A 19219-nucleotide genomic window follows, 5' to 3' on the forward strand; every position below is an offset into this window, starting at 1 on the left:
GACCGTACTTACCTCAACGCCGCCGCGATGTTGCCGCCGTCCACCGTCGTCACATCGGCGGTGGTCCGCTCGGCCAGCGCCTGATGCAGGAAGGCCTGGGCGACGTCTTCGGCCGTCACTTCCTGCCCGAGCAGGTTGCCGGACATGTATTCCTTCTCCGATACGCCGCGCGCCCCCGAACGGCTGGCGATCATGGCGTCGGTCAACAGCCCGGAACGGATGCGGTCGGCGTTGACGGCGTTCGAACGGATGCCATGGGCGCCGTAGTCGAGGGCATATTGCCTGGACAGGAACAGCGTCGCCGCTTTCGGGATGCCATAGGCGCCGAACTTCGGCCCCGGATTGATCGCCTGCTTGGAGGTGTTGAACAGGAGCACGCCGCCTGTGCCCTGTTCGAGCATGATGCGCACCGCGTTCTGCGCCGCCGACTGGTGGGCGAAGAAATTGAGCTCGAAGCTCTTGCGCAAGGTGGCGTCGTCGAGCTCGCCGATCCTGCCTTCCCAGGCCGCACCGGCATTCGAGACGAGGATGTCGAGGCCGCCGTAGACGGCGACCGCCTTGTCGAACGCAGCGCGCATCTGCGCTGGATCGGTGATGTCGGCACCGATGCCGATCGAACTGTTGCCGGCCTTTTTTGCCGCCTCGGCAGCCCTTGACGCATCAAGATCGACGACGACGGCATGAGCGCCATTGTCGACGAACAGCTTTGCCGTGGCGGTACCGATCGCACCGGCGCCGCCGGTGACCAGCACCACCTGGCCGGTCAGCGGCTTCGGCTTGTTGGAGGCGAGCTTGGCCTGTTCCAGCGACCAGTATTCGAGTGGGAACAGGTCGGCTTTGGACAGCGGGCGGAAATCGCCGACTGCCTCGGCGCCGCGCACCGCCTCGATCCACATTTCACCGACATCGGAGGCGATCTTCGCATCCTTCAGCGTTCGGCCATGGCCGAACATGCCGAGGCCCGGCACCAGCGTCAGCCGCGGCATCTGGTCGAGCATCGTGCGCTTCACGTCGTCAAGTGCGTCATTGCTTTCGAAATAGGCGCGATAGTCCTTGGCGAATTGTTCGACGTGGCTGCGGATGACGGATTTGTAGCCGCCGATTTCATCCGCGTCGGGCGCCGGCAGCGCCATCGGTCCGGTCTTGATGCGGATCGACAGGTCGGGCGTCGACACGCCGCGCCCGGCATAGTCGGCAATCTTTGCCGAATTGATGAAATCGACGATCGTGTCCGACGTTCGGAAATCGCTGATCATGCGGTCGAAGCGGCCTTCGCCGCGCGCCACTGCCACCGCGCCGCGCAACATCGGCGCGATCTCCGCAGGCTTGGCCAGTCTGGCCGGCAAGGCTGCTTTCTCGGTGCGCGGCTTGCCGTGGCTGGCGATGAAATCCTCGGCGACGTTCACATAATGGATCATCCGATCGTAGGCCTGTTTGGCATCGTCGCCAAAGGTGAAGATGCCATGCTTGTCGAGGATCAGGCCTTCGACCGTGGGGTCGGCCTCGAAGACATCGGCCGCCGCCTTCGCCAGGTCGAAGCCCGGCATGATGTAGGGCACGAACCCCATCTTGCTGCCGAAGACCTTCTCGCTCAGCGCCTCGCTGTCGTCCTGGTCGACAATGGCCAGAATGGCGGTCGAGTGCGTATGGTCGACGAATTTATGCGGCAGGAAGGCGTGCAGCAGCGTCTCGACCGAAGGATTGGGTGAAGACGGGTCGATGAGGTTCACCCGCTGCAGGGCGACCATGTCCTCATCGGAGAGTCTCGTCAGCGACCGCGCCTTCAACAGGGCGCCGAGCTTGACCGCCGGCAGGCCTTGCGGCTCGATGACGCCCATGTCCCAGCCACTGCCCTTGACGCAGAGCACGTCCCATTCGTCGCCGACGAGGTCGACAGCTTTCGTCTTGCAGGATGTGTTGCCGCCGCCATGCAGGACAAGCCGCGGTTCGCCACCCAGAAGCCTGGTCGTATAGACGCGCAGCGCCAGGTCGCGGGCCACACCCTTCTTTGCATAGTCGGCAACCAGCTTCTCCGCGTCGCCGTCATTCCACAGGTTCTTCATGTTCGTTTCGTCCGATTTGCTTTTGTTGTGAAACAGGAATGCCGCGACGCCTTGATGACAGGGCGCAGCGGTAATTGTGTTCTCTAGGCGAGCTTTTCCGCTGCCGGCCCGGCATGGTCGAGCAGCCGCCGCGCCATCCGCGCGCCGACCACGAGATGCGTGCACAGCCCACCTGCGATCGCCGCCACCAGCGGTTCGAACTTGCTGTCCTCCTGCACCACCACGAGACGCTTTTCGATCTTGCGCAGCGATGACAGCTCCGCCGAAATGATCCGCCGGTTGTAGCTGCAGTCGAGCGCCTTGCCTTGCGCGTCGATGATCTGCCCGGCGATGACGCCGGCAGCGCCGGCACGGCGCAGAACATCCATCTCGCTCGTCGTCAGCGCGCCGCATTTGACGACATGGCTGTCGGCGTCGACGGTGCCGACCGAATACAGCGCCAGGTCGCATTCACTGATGCCCGACAACTGCTCGCGGATCACCGGCTCGGCACGCAGGCTGCGCGCCAGTTCTTCCGTCGTCAGCACCAGCGGCGCATAGAAGTTGAGCCCCTTGGCGTTGAGCCGGCGCGCGATTTCCATGGTGCATTGGTCGGGCCGGTAGGAATAGGGGGCTCCGAGATTGCCGCAGAGCTGCACCACGGTAACATCCTGCAGGTCGGCATAGGACATGATGTCGGCGATCGTGTAGACGGTCCGCCCCCAGGCGACGCCGATGCGGTCGCCCTTCTTGACCAGCTCGAGAAAAACGCTCGCCGCCAGCACCGCAATGTCTGTCGAGGGATCGGCGACAAGGCCGTTTTCCGGCGCGATCCAGACGGTTTCGAGCTTCAACGCGTCTTCGAGCTTGCGCGCCATGACGTCGTCGGTGAAAAGCTGCGTCGAGGTCGAGATGTTGACGATACCGGTCTCGCGCGCCTTGCGCAGATACATGGCGACCGAGGCTCGGGAAATCTTAAGCTGGCTGGCAACCTGGTCCTGGCGCAGGCCGTGGGCATAGTAGAGCCAGGCGGCCTTGTGAATAAGCTGTTCTGCCGGTCGGATCGCCATGCCATCTCCTCGCTGACATTATTCACGGCTCTCGACAAAAGTCAAATTGGGCGGAGGAGTCCGATCGCCTTTCGAGGAGCGCCTGTTGATAGGACGCAGGAATTTGAGCGATGAGCACTGATAATGTCAGTAATTGCGCATTTCTTGTTATTGCCATATTATATGTGACAAAACAGGAGGTTCGAGAATGAACGTATCATTGGGAGACCGCTGGGAGATATTTGTGTCCAACATTGTGAAGCGCGGCCGCTACGGCTCTGCCAGCGAAGTCGTGCGCGAGGGCCTGCGGCTGGTCGAAGAACGCGAGGAAAAGCTAAGGGCGCTGCGCGCCATGCTGGACAAGTCGTTTGCTGACGACGGCGAAGCGACCGAGCAGGATATCGAGGCGGCCATGGAAGCCAAGGCTGAGCAGCTCGCAAAGGAAGGCTTCTAGGCGTGCCACGGCTGCGCATGTTGCCGTCGGTGCAGACAGATTTGATCAATATCTTTGAATACATCACTCGCGAAAGCGGCAGCCTGGTGCTTGGCCGGCGTTTTGTGGATGCTCTGCGCCAGAAATGCCGTGATCTGGCGAGCCTGCTGGCGACGATCGGTCGTGCTCGTCCCGATCTCCGGCCGGACGTCCGAAGTTTCGCTTTCAGGGGATACGTCATCTTCTTTCGCTGTAATGGAGATTGCTTCGAGGTGGCGAACATCATCGAAGGGCATCGGGACATCGATGCTTTATGGCCAGAAGGTGAGGGTGGGGAGGGGCGTCTCGCGTAACGGGCGGCAGTGGAAGCTGAGGCGGCCTCGATGAGATCCTTCAGCAACATTGCCGTCGAGGGCATGCTCGGGGATTTGCTGCACAATGCGCGCGACTGACCGCGAAAGACAGTGGCAACGAACCAGCACCTTGGTGCATGAATCCCACGGCGCGCTCAAGACCCTGTGATTAGAAGTTCTCGATTACGACATTAGGGAGGACGGGATGGGCAATCCCTACGAACAGGACCTCGACAGGAATCCGGCTAATCACCAGCCGCTGACGCCGCTCACCTATCTGGAGCGGGCGGCAAAGACCTTTCCCGATCATGTCGCCATCATCCATGGCCGCCAGCGCACGACCTATCGCGATTTCTGGCGGCGGTCGCTGAAGCTTGCCTCGGCGCTCTCCAGGCGCGGCATCGGCAAGGGCGACACGGTCACCGTCATGCTGTCCAACACGCCGCCAATGCTCGAAGCGCATTTCGGCGTGCCGATGACCAAGGCGGTGCTGCATTCGCTCAACACCCGCCTTGATGCCGCAGTCATCGCCTTCCAGCTCGACCATGCCGAAACCAAGGTGCTTGTCGTCGATCGCGAATTCGCAAATGTCGCCAGCGAGGCGCTGGCGCTGGCCAAGGTGAAGCCGCTGGTCGTCGACTATGACGATCCCGAATACGCCACCGATGCTCCCTATCCGAAAGGCGAGCGGATCGGCACCCTCGACTACGAGGACTTTGTCGCGGGCGGCGATGAGGATTTCGCCTGGTCGATGCCCGACGACGAATGGGACGCCATCTCGCTCAACTATACGTCCGGCACCACCGGCAACCCCAAGGGCGTCGTCTATCACCATCGCGGTGCGGCGCTGATGGCCTACGCCAACACCATCCATGCCGGCATGGGCAAGCACGCGGTCTATCTTTGGACGCTGCCGATGTTCCACTGCAATGGCTGGTGCTTTCCCTGGACGCTGGCCGTGCAAGCCGGCACCCATGTCTGCCTGCGCTGGGTGCGGCCAAAGCCGATCTACGACGCCATCGCCGACCACGGCGTCACCCATCTGTGCGGCGCACCTGTGGTGATGTCGGTGCTGATCAACGCCAGGGATGAGGACAAGAGGCAATTTCCACAGACGGTCACCTTCAACACGGCCGCGGCGCCGCCGCCAGAAGCCGTGCTGTCGGGCATGGCCGATGCGGGCTTTGCCGTCACCCACCTCTATGGCCTGACTGAGACCTATGGCCCGGCGGTGGTCAACGAATGGCGTGGCGAGTGGGATGGGCTCGAAAAGGGTCTCAGGGCAGCGAGGAAGGCCAGGCAAGGCGTGCGCTATGCCGCGCTCGAAGATCTGACGGTGATGGACCCCGAGAGGATGGAGGAGACACCGGCCGACGGCGAGACGCTCGGCGAGGTCATGTTCCGCGGCAACATCGTCATGAAAGGCTATCTGAAGAACCGCAAGGCGAGCGACGAGGCCTTCGCCGGCGGCTGGTTCCATTCGGGCGACCTCGGCGTCATGCATGCCGACGGCTACATCCAGCTCAAGGACCGCTCCAAGGACATCATCATTTCCGGCGGCGAGAATATCTCCTCGATCGAGGTCGAGGAAGCGCTCTACAAGCATCCGGCCGTCGCCTCCTGCGGCGTCGTCGCCAGGCCCGACAACAAATGGGGCGAAGTGCCGGTCGCCTATGTCGAACTGAAGCCGGGCAAGACGGCGACCGAGGCCGAGATCGTCGACCACTGCCGCGCGCTGCTCGCCCGATTCAAGGTACCGAAAGCGGTGATCTTCGCCGAAATACCGAAGACCTCGACCGGCAAGATCCAGAAATTCAGGCTGAGAGAGACGGCGAAGGAAGCCTAGCCCAGGCGGAATCCTCGCGCGAGAAGGTGCCGTCCCTTGCGTTTGGACTTGTCGAACACCGGAATATGCGGCTCGACTCCGTGCTCATGCACCAGCCAGTTCAGCATCTCTGCGGAGCCGTAGCCGGTGTCTGCAATCAGCCGCTCGGGTCAGGGCCGAATTCGTCGTGCGCCCGTTTGATCTCGCGACCTACGTGAAGTTGAACGCTTCACCCAGCCGACACTCCAAGCACATGCCCTCGCAGCAGCCGGATCGGCTGAACGGAGCAAAAAAGACCACTCAGTGTCGGATCGAGCGCCTCCCGATCGTCCTCGATACAGAACCAAACTCGACGGAAGAATATCTAGCGGGAGGAGAACTCTAGTGGAGAACACGGAGCGCGACCCCGAGGCACACATCCAGGCGCTAATCGAGCGTTGGGCGAACGCCGTGCAGCAGCAAGACCTGGAGAAAATCCTTGCGGATCATGCGACGGACTTTCTGATGTTCGATGCTCCACCTCCGAACGAACTCACTGGAATTGAGGCCTACCGGGATAGCTGGGGTCCGTTCTTCGAGCACTTCAAGCAGGGCGGCGTTTTCGCGATCGAGCGGCTGGATGTCACTGCGGGCGACCGGGTTGCTTTTGCAACTGCATTGCTGCGGTGCGGCACCAGGGAAGAGCTTGAAAAGGACCCGGCAACCCGCCTCCGGCTTACCGTCGGGCTACGCAAGGAAGGTGACCTTTGGACTATCGCTCACGAGCATCATTCGTACCCTTACAAAGCCGGACTGAGCAGCGCATCGGGGTGATCGAACGGCCGTGACAGCGGCGGCGATTGGCCAGCCGCTAGGGTTCAAGGGATAAGATCATGCCGCTAAGGACAAGATCGGCGCAATTTACGACGCGGGTAGTGCAATTGGCGGATGGAGGAGAAAACTCATGCCGGTTCTCAGAACATCAGAGCCTGAAGGTCAAGACGAGACCCTTCCTCGGCCATGGGCGCGAAACGCCGCCGCGGTCAGGAAAGCCGGACGGATCGTCGCCCTGACCGGGGTCATACTGCCGCTTCTCATGATCGGCGGAATGAAGTTCACGGCTGTTGAGATCGAGGCGTTGAGGCCGCTGATCGGCGGCACGCCTTGGCTCGCCTGGATGTATCCGGTATTTGGTGAAGCCGGTGCTTCTTATGTGCTTGGCGTCGTCGAGATCGCGACCGCGCTTCTCCTGATTGCCTCTCCCTGGTCGGCGCGCGCCGGTGTGGCCGGCGGGGCGTTGGCCGCCCTGATTTTCCTGGTCACCTGTTCGATCATGTTTGCCCTGCCGATCTGGGAGCCTACGCTGGGCTTTCCTGCGCTCGGTCCGGCCGGTCAGTTCCTGATCAAGGACATTGCGCTGCTCGGCATCGCGCTTGTCATACTGGGCGAAAGCCTGAACAGGTTAAACAAATCGGCTACCTGAGCGAATCCAGTCGAACGCGAGCGGCAGACCACATTATTGGCATAGCCGCGCCAAATAACGAGGCTCCACCTACTGCGACCTTGTGGGACGAGCACAGGTTCGCTGCCTGCGCGGCCGCCGGATCTGCAACCTTCGACTAGATCGAAAATGCCCCGCTCGCCACCACAATGCCGCGCCCAGAAACGCTCACTGAGCCGCCATCGACATCTACCTCAATGATGCTGGTACGTCCGAGAGCCGTGCCTTGCTCCACCTTGATTGCGCCGGGCTGTGCAAGACCGTGTGCAACGAGATGTGCGGCGAGCGGACCAGCCGCCGTACCGGTTGCCGGATCTTCAGAAATGCCAACGGTCGGGTTGAAAAAGCGCGCATACGCTGTGGTTCCGGGCTGTAGTGGATCGAGCGAGAAGACGTAGCAGCCTTCCCCGCCGACCTCGTTGAGCAGGTCGAAAAGCTGTTTGGCATCAGGCGAAATCCGGTCGACTGCTTCGCGATCGCGGATTGGCACCAAGAGATGGGCAGCACCAGTCGAGACCACCTGGCAAGGTACGACGTCCGCCGCTATTTCTTCGGTATCAAGGCCGAGTGCCTTGGCAAGAGCGCCCAGGTTTGAGAGCTGCCGGCCGGCCACTGGGGCCTCTTGCTGCATAATGATCTTTTCGAGTTGCCCTTGGCTTTGCCAGATGGCCAATGGATATACCAGATCGCCGATCTGTTGGTGAAACCATGTTGGGCCATCGCCCAGATCGAGCCGTCCCGCAGCAGCGAGCCACCACCAAGCCCCTAACGTGTTGTGGCCGCCTGCACCGAAAACCTCTGCGCCTTTCGGCGTGAAAGAACGCAACTTCCAGTCGGCGTCCGCCCGGGTCGCAGGTAGCACAAAGGTGGTCTCGGACTGGTTGAACTCACGTGCAATGTTTTGCATGAGCTCGAGCGCCAGCTCGGCACCGCCGTCGACCACCGCAAGTGAATTGCCCGTCAGCGGCTCTACCGCGAAGACATCGACGAAATGAAATGGGATTGTTCTGCTCATGGTTTCCTCCGATGACCACAATTTGGGCCCGTTTCAGTCGTTCGCCTGAAAGTTTGGAAGGTCGCAAATGTCTGGCATCGCAGGCAATTTCTAGCGAAGGTGCGAGAGCACGTTGAGCAGCTTGCCGGTCGGGTCGGCGATGAAGAAACGTCTTACGCCCCACGGTTCGTCGGTCAAATCGTAGACCACTCTGCAACCGATCTCGTTTGCGCGAAGATAAACCTCGTCCACGTCGTCGACTTCGATCGACAGATCGGGCACGGGCGTGCCTGAGCCGCCCTCGCTTGCGATGCCGATCTGGGGGATTGTTGTTTCGCCGGACGCCAGCGTGACGAGCCACCCGTGGTCCATGACGGCATCGAGCCCAAACAGGTCGGAATAGAACTTCCGAACATCCGGAATGCTGTCTGTTGCGATATTCGTGACGATGCGCAGTACGGTCATCCCATGATCTCCTTCCCTATGCACTGCCCGCCGCAAGGCGGCTTCGTACGCCGATCACGCCAAATGGTGTCAACAGATGTCACCAGTCGCCCGAGAAGACATATCACATGTTGACAGGATGCTGATTTCGACTTACGACTGACGAAATTCAAAATTCGTCAATCGTAATGAGCTAATGAAACGCCATGCATGATGTCCTCGATACGGTAGCCGACTCGGCCCGGCAGGAGAATGTAGCGCGCATCCTCGATTGCGCGGAGCGTCTGTTCCGCCATTACGGCTACGGCAAGACCAATGTCGCCGACATAGCGCGCGACCTCGGCATGTCGACGGCCAACATCTACCGTTTCTTCGCGTCCAAGGTCGAGATCCACCAGGCCGTTTGCGGCCGCATGCTCGCCACCTGCTACCAACTGACCTACGACGCCTGCCATGGTCCCGGAACCGCCACCGAAAAGCTTCGCCGCTACGTGCAGACGCATCATCAGTGGACCCGCGACACCATGCTCGACCAGGAGAAGGTGCACGAAATGGTCGTCGTCGCCATCGAACGCGATTGGCACGTCATCGAGAAGCATATCGACAGGATCCGCAGCCTGGTGGCGGAGGTGATCAGCGAGGGGATCGCAACCGGCGAGTTTGCCGACCAGGATCCGGAAGTCGCTTCGCGGTGTTTCGGCGCCGCCATCATCACCCTCTGTCACCCGCAGATGGTCGCCCAGTGTCTCGCCAAACAGAACCGGGCGATGCCGGACGAGCTTATCGAATTTGCGATCAGGGCCTTGAAGTAATAACCGGCGGCGTCCGCCGGGCGTCGAGGTCGACAGTTCATCTCCAGTTCGGGAGTACGCAAGTGTCTTTGTCCAAATCCATCATGAACAGGCTGCCGGCCGTTGGTCCGGCTCTGGTCGTTGTCGCGGCGCTCGGGCTCGCCGGCTGCTCGCAGGAAAAAGTGGAAGTCAAAGACATCGTCCGGCCAGTCAAGGTCGTCGAGATCGCCAAGGCAAACGATACCCGTCAGCTTTCCTATTCCGGATCGGTGCGCGCCCGCACTGAGATGAATCTCGGGTTCCGCATCAACGGCAAGATCACCGAGCGCCTGGTCGACATCGGCGAGCGCGTGAAGCCCGGCGATGTCCTGGCCCGCATCGATCCGGCCGACTACGACCTTTCGGTCAAGAGCGCCGAGGCGGCACTCGAGGCTGCCGAGCGGCAGGTCGAGACCACTGACCTTGCCCGCCGTCGCGCCGAACAGTTGTTTGCCAAGCACTTCGCGTCGAAATCGCAGCTCGAACAGGCGACGCTCAGTTACGATCAGGCCGTCGCCACCCGGAATTCCGCCCGCTCATCGCTGGACCAGGCGAAGAACCAGGTCCTCTACACCGACCTCAAGGCGGACAGGAACGGCATCGTCACATCAGTCACCGCCGACGTCGGTCAGGTGGTCGGCTCCGGCACGCCGGTCGTGACCGTTGCCGTCGATGGCGAAAAGGAAGTGCTGATCGCCGTTCCGGAAACGGATATCGCCCAGTTCAAGCCGGGCAAGGACGTCAAGGCAGGCTTCTGGTCCGATGATGCGCTGACGCTCGACGGCAAAGTCCGTGAAGTCGCCGGCAGCGCCGATCAGCAGTCGCGTACCTTTGCCGTTCGCGTCAGCCTGCCCAACGATCCGCGCGTGCTTCTCGGCATGACCGCGACCATTGAAGCTTCGGCGGCCAACAACAGTCCGCAAAGCGTATCGATCCCGTTGAGTGCGCTGGCGCAAAAGGATGGCCAGCAGATCGTCTGGACCGTGGACCGCAACGGCGAGACCGTCCATGCGCGTCCGATCAAGGTTGCTGAGTTCACCGCCGACGGCGTGCATGTTGCCGAAGGATTGAAATCCGGCGACGTCGTCGTTGCCGCCGGCACGCAATTCATGACCGAGAACCTGAAGGTCAAGCTGACCGGCGATGCTGTGCAGTCCGCATCGGCGGACGATGATGGCGACGCCGCCAAGCGCGTGCGTTGACGGTCAAGCGAATAAAACCGGCTTTTCATCGCATCGGCGCAAGCCGCGAGGTCAAGCAGGTCATGGTTTCCGGGCGGCAGGTGCCCGATTGTCGAGACGTCAGGTCGATGTAACCCCCCACATCGATCCTCGCGTCCCACCGCGATGAGTGTTTCTCCGCTCGGAAAGCCTCGCCGCCCGGAAGCCAGCATTAGAAGTTCCGTGGGCATGCCACGTGCGTGCGCTGACGATCAGACAAATGGACTGGCGCTATGACCACCGAAACCAATGAAAAGCGGCCCTTCAATCTTTCGCGCTGGGCGATCGGGCACCCGAGCATCGCGCGGTTCCTGTTCGGCCTGATCCTCATAGCCGGTGCGCTCGGCCTGATGCGCATGGGCCAGAAGGAAGACCCGGATTTCACCTTCCGTGTCATGGTCGTCCAGGCGGTCTGGCCGGGGGCCTCGATCCAGGAGATGGAGGACCAGGTCGTCAACAAGATCGAGCGCAAGCTGCAGGAAACGCCCCATCTCGATTTCGTCCGTTCCTACACGCGCGCCGGCAGCGCTATCATCACCTTGCAGGTGAAAGGCGACACCAATCCCGCTGAGGTCGCGGATGCCTTCTACCAGGTGCGCAAGAAGGTCGGTGATATCTCGAACGAGCTGCCTCAGGGGCTGCTCGGGCCCTATTTCAACGATGAGTTCGGCGACACCTTCATCACCTTGCATTCGATCAGCGGCGACGGCTACAGCTATCCCGAGCTGAAGAAATTCGCCATCCAGGCGCGCGACATGCTGCTGACGACGCCCGGCGTCGAGAAGGCCGTGATCATCGGCGACCAGCCGGAGAAGATCTATATCGACGTTTCGTCCAAGGCGCTTGCCCAGCGCGGACTGACGCTCACCGATCTGCAGAACGCGATCAGGGGTCAGAACAATGTCGATCCGGCGGGCTCGGTCGATACTGGCCAGCGTTCGGTGCGCATCTCGGTCGAAGGCGACGTGACGAAGGTGGCCGACATTCGCGAGCTTCGTCTGCGCGCCGGCAGCCAGGTGACGCGCCTCGGCGATATCGCCACCGTGACCTCCGGCCTCGAAGACCCCTATCAGCGCAAATATCGCTTCAACGGCCACGACAGCGTCCAGGTCGGTGTCGTCATGGCCAAGGGCTTCAACGTCGCCGATGTCGGCAAGGACGTCGAGGCGACCTATCACCGTTTCGAAGAGGCGCTGCCCTACGGCGTTTCGGTCGATCAGATTTCCGACCAGCCGGAAGTGGTCAGGGATGCGGTGACTGAGTTCATGGAAGCGCTTGGCGAGGCGCTGCTGATCGTGCTTGTCGTCTCGTTCCTGACGATCGGCTGGCGTTCGGGCCTGGTGATCGCGATCACCATCCCGCTCGTTCTGGCCGCCACCTTCGCCATCATGTACGAGATCGGCATCGATCTGCAGCGCATCTCACTCGGCGCGCTGATCATTGCGCTCGGCCTGCTCGTCGACGACGCGATGATCGTCGTCGAAATGATGGAGCGCAAGCTCGAGGAAGGACTGGTCAAGATCGAGGCGGCGAGCTTCGCTTATACCTCGACGGCCTTCCCGATGCTGACCGGCACGCTGATCACCACCGCCGGCTTCATCCCGGTCGGCTTCGCGGCCTCGACGGCCGGTGAATATGTGCGCACGCTGTTCTACGTCGTCGGCATCGCGCTGGTCGTGTCCTGGTTCGTGGCGGTCTATTTCACCCCATGGCTCGGTCACATGATCCTCAAGCAGCGAAAACATGCCGGCAGCCATCACGATGTCTTCGACACGCGCTTCTACCACCGGCTTCGCGCCACCGTCGGCTGGTCCGTACGCCACCGCATCATCGTGCTGGTGATGACGCTGGTGACCTTCGCAACCAGCCTGTGGGCGTTCCAGTTCATCCCGCAGAACTTCTTCCCGCAGTCGTCGCGTCCCGAAATCCTCGTCGACCTCTGGCTGCCGGAAGGCACCAGCATCAAGGAAGTCGAGACGCAGGCCAAGGCGCTCGAAACCAGGATGATGGACGACAAGGACAAGCGCTTCATCGCCACCTATATCGGCGAGGGCGCGCCGCGCTTCTTCCTGCCGCTCGACCAGCAGCTTAGCAATCCGAACTTCGCCCAGCTTCTGGTGATGGCCAATGACGAACCAGCCCGCGAGCGGCTGATCGTCAAGCTGCGCACCATTCTGGCCGAGGATTTCCCGTCGATCCGCGCCAAGGTCGACCGCCTGTTCCTTGGGCCGCCCACGGGCTGGCCGGTGCAGATGCGCGTCATGGGCCCGGATCGCCAGGAGGTGCGCCGCATCGCCGACGAGGTGAAGGCGAAGTTCCAGGCAAATCCGCTGCTCGGCGCCGTCCACGACGACTGGCTGGAGCCCGTGCCGGAGATGAAGCTGGTGATCGACCAGGATCGCGCCCGTGCGCTCGGCGTCACCTCGCAGCGCATCCGTCAGATTCTGCAGGCAACCATGTCGGGAGCGCCGCTCGACGATTTCCGCGACGGCGAGGAGACCGTTTCGATCGTCGCCCGCGAACCGGAGGCGAGCCGTCGCCTGCTGTCGGCGGTCGACTCCGTCTATATCCCGACGGATTTCGGCGGCTTCGTGCCGCTGTCGCAGGTCGCTAAGGTCGTACCTGTGATGGAGCAGGGCGTCGAATGGCGACGCGACCGTCTGCCGACCATCAGCGTGCGCGCCACGCTGCCGGATGGCGTGCAGTCGAATGACGTCGTCATGAAGATGTACAGCGAGATGCAGGGCCTGCGCGACGGTCTGGCGCCCGGCTACAACATTGAGATCCAGGGCGGTGCCGAGGATTCGGCCGAAAGCCAGGCCTCCATTGCTGCAAAAGCTCCAATCATGCTGGCCGTCATCGTCGTGCTGCTGATGATCCAGCTGCAGCATTTCGGCAAGGCGATGCTGGTGCTGGCGACCGGTCCGCTCGGCATCATCGGCGCGGCGGCGGCACTTTTGATCAGCGGCGCACCGTTCGGCTTCGTCGCCATCCTCGGCGTCATCGCGCTGCTCGGCATCATCATGCGCAACTCGATCATCCTGGTCGACCAGATCGACCAGGATATCGCGACCGGCATGGAGCGCTCGGAGGCGATCATCGGCTCGGCGGTCCGCCGTTTCCGGCCGATCATGCTGACGGCGCTGACGGCGGTCCTGGCGCTGATCCCGATTTCGCGCGGCGTCTTCTGGGGTCCGCTCGCCTATGCCATGATGGGCGGCATCCTCGTCGCCACGGTCCTCACCATTCTCGTCCTTCCGGCAGGCTATTCCCTGTTCTTCGGCAGGGAGCGCAAGAAGGCAGGGGACGCTGAGCAGGCGGTCGAGCCGGAGCTGGCAGATAACGACGACAGGCCGCGTCTGCCCCTGGCGGCCGAATAGAGTTGTTGGCAGATGTGACGTCCGGCCTATGCCAAGGGTCTCAGATCGGCGATGGCATCGACCCGGCAACAGAGATTGGCCCGCTCGTCTCGGAGAAGCAGCTGCAACGGGTCACCCCGTATCTCGAAGCCGGCACTGCGGAGGGCGCGACCCTCGTTACCGGTGGTACACGCCTGATGGAGGGTGCGTTGGCCGCCGGCAATTTCGTCGCGCCGACCGTCTTTTGCCGGCGTTTCGGACGACATGAAGATCGCACGCGAGGAGATCTTCGGGCCGGTCATTTCGGCATTGCCCTTCGATACGCTCGACGAGGCGGTCGAGCGGGCCAACAACACGCCTTATGGTCTCGCGGCCAGGGTCTTCACCCGCAATGTCGCCACGGCACATCAGCTTTCCAGGAAAATCCGCGCCGGCTCGGTTTGGGTGAACACCTATCACGCCATCGATCCGGCCATGCCCTTCGGCGGCTACAAGATGAGCGGCTACGGACGCGAGGGCGGTGCCGAGCACCTCGACGAGTATCTCAGACCAAGGGCGTGTTTATCAAGATCGATTGGGCGGCCTGCCGAATAGGCCCCCGAAACGAAAAACCCGCCTCGACGGCGAGTCATGGGCGCCTAGCATAACTGCCGGCACAAAGCAAGAACAAATATGTAGGGATCGAGCGCGCATCGCGCGCTCGATCCCCTTGAGGCTGATATCAGATGACGAACAGCCAGTTGGCCAGCAGCATCACCACCACGCCTGCGATCAGCGTCAGGTAGGGCAGGATGCCCGCCTTGCGGACCGTAAGATCGGTCGACTTCATGCCGAGATCGGCCATCATATGGTCGGGAAACTTGCCGCCGTCCTGGATGTAATGCCGGAAGCAGAACACCGGGATGATCAGGGCAGCGGTGATCAGCCCGGCCCACAGCGCCATCGGGTTCCAGACCTTGGCGCCGGCGCCCATGAAGATCATGTTGACATAGGCAAAGATCGCGCCGACGCCGAGCAGCCAGCTCGGCGCTTTCCACGGCCGCGCGATATGGCCGTTGTCGATGCGGTGGATCCAGCCGGCATTGAGATTGAGGAAGTTGAAGATGATGTAGCCGCAGTTCGACACGGCGAGGATGAAGAAGAAGCTCGTCGCGTCGGCCGAGGCGATGGCCAGCACGATCACGTTGAAGATCAGGTCGGTCCACATGGCCCGCGTCGGCGCGCCGTGCTCGTTGACGTGGCTGAGATAGCGCGGCAGCCAGCCATCGACGGAGCCCTGATAGAGCGTGCGCGAGGAACCCGCCATCGCCGTCATGATGCACAGCACCAGTGCCAGGATCATCAGCATCACCAGCAGGCTGTGGATCAACTGTCCGCCGCCGACCATGCCGGCCAAGGCATCGGCAACACCGGAACCGTCGACGATCGGGGTGGCCAGCATGCCGTTCAAGCCGAGCACGCCCTGGAAGGTGAACGGCACCAGGATGAACAGCAGCATGCAAAGCAGGCCGGAATAGAAGATCGCCTTGAATGTGTCGGTGCCGGGATTCTTGAATTCTGAGGTGTAGCAAACGGCGGTCTCGAAGCCGTAGGTCGACCAGGCGGCGATGAACATGCCGCCAAGCACGAGCGTCCAGCCGGCGATGTTCCACGCGCCGGGCTCGGGCGCGTAGGCGGCTGCCAGCGGCACCAGCGGCGAAAAGTTGGCCCAGTTGATCTGGCCGGTGACGATCGGCACGACGCCGACGATCAGCATCGGAATGATGACGAACAGGCCGATATACTTCTGCACATTCGCCGTGCCCAGGATGCCGCGATGCTGGATGGAGAAGATGATCAGCATCAGCGCCGCGCCGATGAAGAAGGTTGCGTTGAAGGTGAAGGAGACCGGACCCAGCGTGTGACCGTAGAGCGTCCAGTTGCGGATCGCCGGCGTGGCGGCCGCGGTCACGGCCGTGATCGCGTCGGCGGCACTGGTTCCGGCATGGGCCGTCATATAGGCGGCGACTTCCGGCGAGGTGTCGCTAAACAGCGGCACCGGCGCCAGTGCGTTGAGGATGTAGGCGGCGGCGATCGAACAGCCGAGCGACAGCACCGGTGACCAGGCGAACCAGTTGCACCAGACCGAGAGCGGCGCGATGAACTTGGAATAACGCAGCCATGCGGTGGCGCCGTAGACCGAGGCGCCGCCGGACTTGTTCGGGAACAGGCCGGCGATCTCCGCATAGGTGAAGGATTGCAGGAAGCCCATGATCATGGACGCGGTCCAGATCACGAAGGCCAGCGTTCCGGTCGTGCCGGCAATGCCGCCGATCGAAAACAGGACAAGGGCGGGAACGCCGCTTGCCACCCAGAAGGCGCCGCGCCAGTTGATGTTCCGCTGCAACTGCCCTTCGGCAGGCTGCTCCAGGACAGTGGTTATCGTGCTCATATGCGTGCATTCCCCATTTTGATGTTCCCCATCGGCGACAGCCGCGATCTCGCAAGGCGTCGTCGCCGACGCATGCGTTGAATGACGTCGGTGTTTCCGCTCAGTTGTTTTTTTTTCTTAGCAGTGAAGATTGACTCGACACGCTTCCACGTCAAGCTTTTTGTGAAGCTGTGCACATCGGTGTGCGGAGCACGCGCCAACAGCACTCGCCGCAGCTGATTCCAGGGCGAGGGGATCGACTTTTACGGCTTGGCCTGCGCCGTTCGCGATCCTTGAAATCGGCCGTCAGGAGCGCGGTCTGGTCTTTTGCGGGTCGTAGTGGGCGAAGGGCACGACGCGTGCCGGCAGCCGCTTGCTGTGCCCGTCAAGCTTGCCGATCTCTACCTCGGTGCCGATGGCGGCATGGGTGACGTCGAGCCTTGCCAATGCGATGTTCTTGTTCAGCAGCGGTGAACGCATGGCGGAAGTGACCTCGCCGATCTGTGCGCGGCCGACATGGACGCAATCGCCGTGCCCGACGGCGACATTGGCGTCGATGTCGAGGCCGACCAGTTTCTTCTGCGGGTTTTCCTTGCGCCTTATCAGGGCCTCGCGGCCGATGAAATCGTCAGTCTTGGTCTTCAGCGGCACGGTGAAGCCGATACCCGCCTCGAAGGGATCGGTCTGGTCGGAAAATTCATAGCCAGCAAAGATCAGCCCGGCCTCGATGCGCACCATGTCCAGCGCTTGCAGTCCCATCGGCTTCAGACCGTGCGGCTGGCCGGCCTCCCAGATGGCGTCGAACACCTTTTCGGCGTCGCGCGGATGGCACCAGATCTCGTAGCCGAGCTCGCCGGTATAGCCGGTGCGCGAGACGACGACCGGAATGCCATTGCCGCCGCCGATGCGCGCCACCGCAAAGCGGAACCATTCGAGCTCCTCGATCGACGGCTGCAGCGGCGAGGTCCAGATGATCTCCTTAAGGATATCCCGGCTCTTCGGTCCTTGTACGGCGACATTGTGCATCTGGTCGGTGGACGAGCGCACCAGCACGTTGAGGCCGAGTTTTGTTGCCGTCTCGCGCAGCCATTCGCCGGACAGGTCGTCGCCGCCGACCCAGCGGAAATTGTCCTTGCCGAGCCTGAGCAGCGTGCCGTCGTCGATCATACCGCCATGCTCGTAGCACATGGCGGTATAGACGACCTGGCCGATGCCGAGCTTCTTGACGTCGCGGGTCAGCGTGTATTGCAGCAGCGCTTCGGAATCCGGGCCGGTGACCTCGAACTTGCGCAGCGGCGACAGATCCATGATCACGGCATCCCGCCGGCACGCCCAATATTCGTCGATCGCGCCTTCCTTGGCGAAGGCATTGGCCAGCCAATAGCCCCTGTACTCGACGAAATTTCGGGTGTGCTTGGCAAAGCTCGAATGAAAGGCGGTCTCGCGGGTCATTTTCGGTTCCGAATCGGGCGTTGTGCGTCTGGCGATCGCTCGCGAGAATTTGTGCTGGCCGGAATAGGTCCGCACATGGATGTCGGTCAGGTTCCAGCCATTGGCCGGCGTCGTGTCGTCGGGGCAGGCGGACGAGACGCAGACGATGTCGGTGAGCGCCCGCAGCAGGACATAGTCGCCCGGCCGCGACCATGGCTCGTCGGAAACCATGACGCCATGCGCGTCGATCGCCGTGTTGAAGAAGAAGTTGATCGCCATCCAGCCGGCGCGGGGATTTACGCCCTTGTCCGCAAGCGCGCGGTTGAAATTCTCCGAGCAGTTGGGGTGGCCGGGATAGCCGATGTCGTCGTAATATTTGGCCGCGCAGGCGAGCGCGAACGCATCGTGCCGGCCGCATGTATCCTGCACCACCTCGACCAGCGGCTCCATGTCCTGGTCGTAGTATTTCGAATGCAGGCCGGGCATCGGATAGCTCGAACCCATCAGCGTGCGGGTCGTCGTCACGTCGAGCGGATGATCGCGTCCCTTGTCCAGCTTGCGTGCCGAAAAACACTGGAAATCGGTGCACTGGCGCCCGTCGACATCGATGATCTGCAGATAGTCGCCTGCCCTGACGAAATAAGATTCAGCGGTCGCCGAACGGACGCGCAGATCGAGCACCGGCTCGGCAAGCGGGTCGGCCAGCCGCGACTTCGCCGCAGGGCGGATGGTGGCGCGGCGGACGATGACGCTGAGCGGCGTCGCCGTGTCGTGGCCGTCGACCAGCATCGGACCGCCCGGAGCGGCAACGACCATCGAGCCGTCGCGGGCGACGGTAAAACCCTGTTCGGTGCCGGCCGGGGTGGAGCCGCCGAAGACGCGCACCGCCTTAGGCTGGGCGAGCTGCACCTGGCGGCGCTGCAGCCCATGGCGCAGCGCGGCGAGGCTGTCGTCGCCATCGGCCAGCAGTGCCTTGATACCGGCGGCGTTGCTGTTCGATTTCTCACCGAAAATGCCAGGATCGGTCGTGCCGCTCTTGTCCCATGCCAGGAGTTCGCAGGCCTGCCCGCCTTCGACGTTGCGCACGCTGATCGTGTCGCCGGCCTCGACATCGATGAGTACCGCGCCATTGCCTTGCACATGGTAGCGCTCCATCGCGGCCGGTAGCGCGATCTGGCCGGGCCGCAGGATCAGGCTCGGCCGGGGTGGTCCGGCGGCGACGGCGGGGTAGGGCGACTGGCTCATCTCGACCCTGTGTCTGAAGAAACAAGTTTGCCTGTACGTGAAATTATTTTAGCGGGAAGAATAGGCAGCAAGGCTGGATTTGGCAAGGTGAAGCTGCGCGGCTT

At 62.2% G+C, this 19219-nt stretch carries 14 protein-coding genes and 2 pseudogenes; 9 read left to right on the top strand and 7 right to left on the bottom strand.

The window, feature by feature from the left end; translation table 11 throughout:
• Positions 1–8: 8 nt before the first annotated feature.
• Together E5X88_RS11810 and E5X88_RS11815 are read right to left on the bottom strand one after the other, a co-directional pair.
• Positions 9–2063, bottom strand: a complete 2055-nt coding sequence (locus E5X88_RS11810; protein ID WP_292161429.1) for a bifunctional aldolase/short-chain dehydrogenase — start codon at positions 2061–2063, stop codon at positions 9–11.
• A gap of 83 nt (positions 2064–2146) precedes the next feature.
• Positions 2147–3112, bottom strand: coding sequence for a sugar-binding transcriptional regulator (locus E5X88_RS11815; protein ID WP_292161431.1), 966 nt, complete (start codon positions 3110–3112; stop codon positions 2147–2149).
• A 187-nt stretch (positions 3113–3299) separates the two neighbouring features.
• Between E5X88_RS11815 and E5X88_RS11820 the strand changes: the two genes are divergently transcribed.
• From E5X88_RS11820 to E5X88_RS11830, 3 genes are all read left to right on the top strand, one after another.
• Complete coding sequence (locus tag E5X88_RS11820) at positions 3300–3545, top strand: type II toxin-antitoxin system ParD family antitoxin (RefSeq protein WP_292161433.1); 246 nt, start codon at positions 3300–3302, stop codon at positions 3543–3545.
• Between the two features lie 2 nt (positions 3546–3547).
• Entirely contained in the window at positions 3548–3877 is a 330-nt protein-coding gene (locus tag E5X88_RS11825) for a type II toxin-antitoxin system RelE/ParE family toxin (RefSeq protein WP_292161435.1), read from the top strand.
• Between the two features lie 205 nt (positions 3878–4082).
• Positions 4083–5723 (top strand): acyl-CoA synthetase, encoded by a 1641-nt coding sequence (locus E5X88_RS11830; protein WP_292161437.1) that lies wholly within the window; start codon positions 4083–4085, stop codon positions 5721–5723.
• A gap of 10 nt (positions 5724–5733) precedes the next feature.
• On the opposite strand, the pseudogene E5X88_RS11835 reads toward E5X88_RS11830, so the two are convergent.
• Positions 5734–5872: pseudogene (locus E5X88_RS11835) on the bottom strand (IS5/IS1182 family transposase); the annotation flags it as partial.
• Positions 5873–6086: 214 nt separating this feature from the next.
• Here E5X88_RS11835 and E5X88_RS11840 point away from each other — a divergent pair.
• Positions 6087–6515, top strand: a complete 429-nt coding sequence (locus E5X88_RS11840) for a nuclear transport factor 2 family protein (RefSeq protein ID WP_292161439.1) — start codon at positions 6087–6089, stop codon at positions 6513–6515.
• Between the two features lie 130 nt (positions 6516–6645).
• Positions 6646–7164, top strand: coding sequence for a DUF417 family protein (locus E5X88_RS11845; protein ID WP_292161441.1), 519 nt, complete (start codon positions 6646–6648; stop codon positions 7162–7164).
• A gap of 136 nt (positions 7165–7300) precedes the next feature.
• On the opposite strand, the gene E5X88_RS11850 is transcribed toward E5X88_RS11845, so the two are convergent.
• Together E5X88_RS11850 and E5X88_RS11855 are read right to left on the bottom strand one after the other, a co-directional pair.
• Positions 7301–8197, bottom strand: a complete 897-nt coding sequence (locus E5X88_RS11850; RefSeq protein WP_292161442.1) for a PhzF family phenazine biosynthesis protein — start codon at positions 8195–8197, stop codon at positions 7301–7303.
• A 90-nt stretch (positions 8198–8287) separates the two neighbouring features.
• Positions 8288–8641: a VOC family protein gene (locus E5X88_RS11855; RefSeq protein WP_292161444.1), complete on the bottom strand. Its 354-nt coding sequence runs from the start codon at positions 8639–8641 to the stop codon at positions 8288–8290.
• Positions 8642–8826: 185 nt separating this feature from the next.
• Here E5X88_RS11855 and E5X88_RS11860 point away from each other — a divergent pair, with 185 nt between their 5' ends.
• The 4 genes and pseudogenes from E5X88_RS11860 to E5X88_RS11875 all read left to right on the top strand — a co-directional run.
• Entirely contained in the window at positions 8827–9432 is a 606-nt protein-coding gene (locus tag E5X88_RS11860; protein ID WP_292161446.1) for a TetR family transcriptional regulator, read from the top strand.
• An 83-nt stretch (positions 9433–9515) separates the two neighbouring features.
• On the top strand, positions 9516–10652 hold the full coding sequence (locus E5X88_RS11865) for an efflux RND transporter periplasmic adaptor subunit (protein WP_292161562.1): 1137 nt from the start codon (positions 9516–9518) through the stop codon (positions 10650–10652).
• Between the two features lie 251 nt (positions 10653–10903).
• A complete protein-coding gene (locus E5X88_RS11870) occupies positions 10904–14050 on the top strand; it encodes an efflux RND transporter permease subunit (RefSeq protein WP_292161448.1) in 3147 nt (1048 codons plus the stop codon).
• Positions 14051–14091: 41 nt separating this feature from the next.
• A pseudogene (locus E5X88_RS11875) lies at positions 14092–14604 on the top strand (aldehyde dehydrogenase family protein); the annotation flags it as partial.
• Positions 14605–14750: 146 nt separating this feature from the next.
• Here the strand turns inward: E5X88_RS11875 and E5X88_RS11880 are convergent.
• Positions 14751–16460, bottom strand: coding sequence for an APC family permease (locus E5X88_RS11880; protein ID WP_292161450.1), 1710 nt, complete (start codon positions 16458–16460; stop codon positions 14751–14753).
• A gap of 285 nt (positions 16461–16745) precedes the next feature.
• Positions 16746–19115 (bottom strand): DUF1989 domain-containing protein, encoded by a 2370-nt coding sequence (locus tag E5X88_RS11885; protein WP_292161452.1) that lies wholly within the window; start codon positions 19113–19115, stop codon positions 16746–16748.
• Between the last annotated feature and the right edge of the window lie 104 nt (positions 19116–19219).

Origin of the sequence: Mesorhizobium sp. (assembly GCF_004962245.1) — a bacterium.
Taxonomy (GTDB): Bacteria; Pseudomonadota; Alphaproteobacteria; order Rhizobiales; family Rhizobiaceae; genus Mesorhizobium.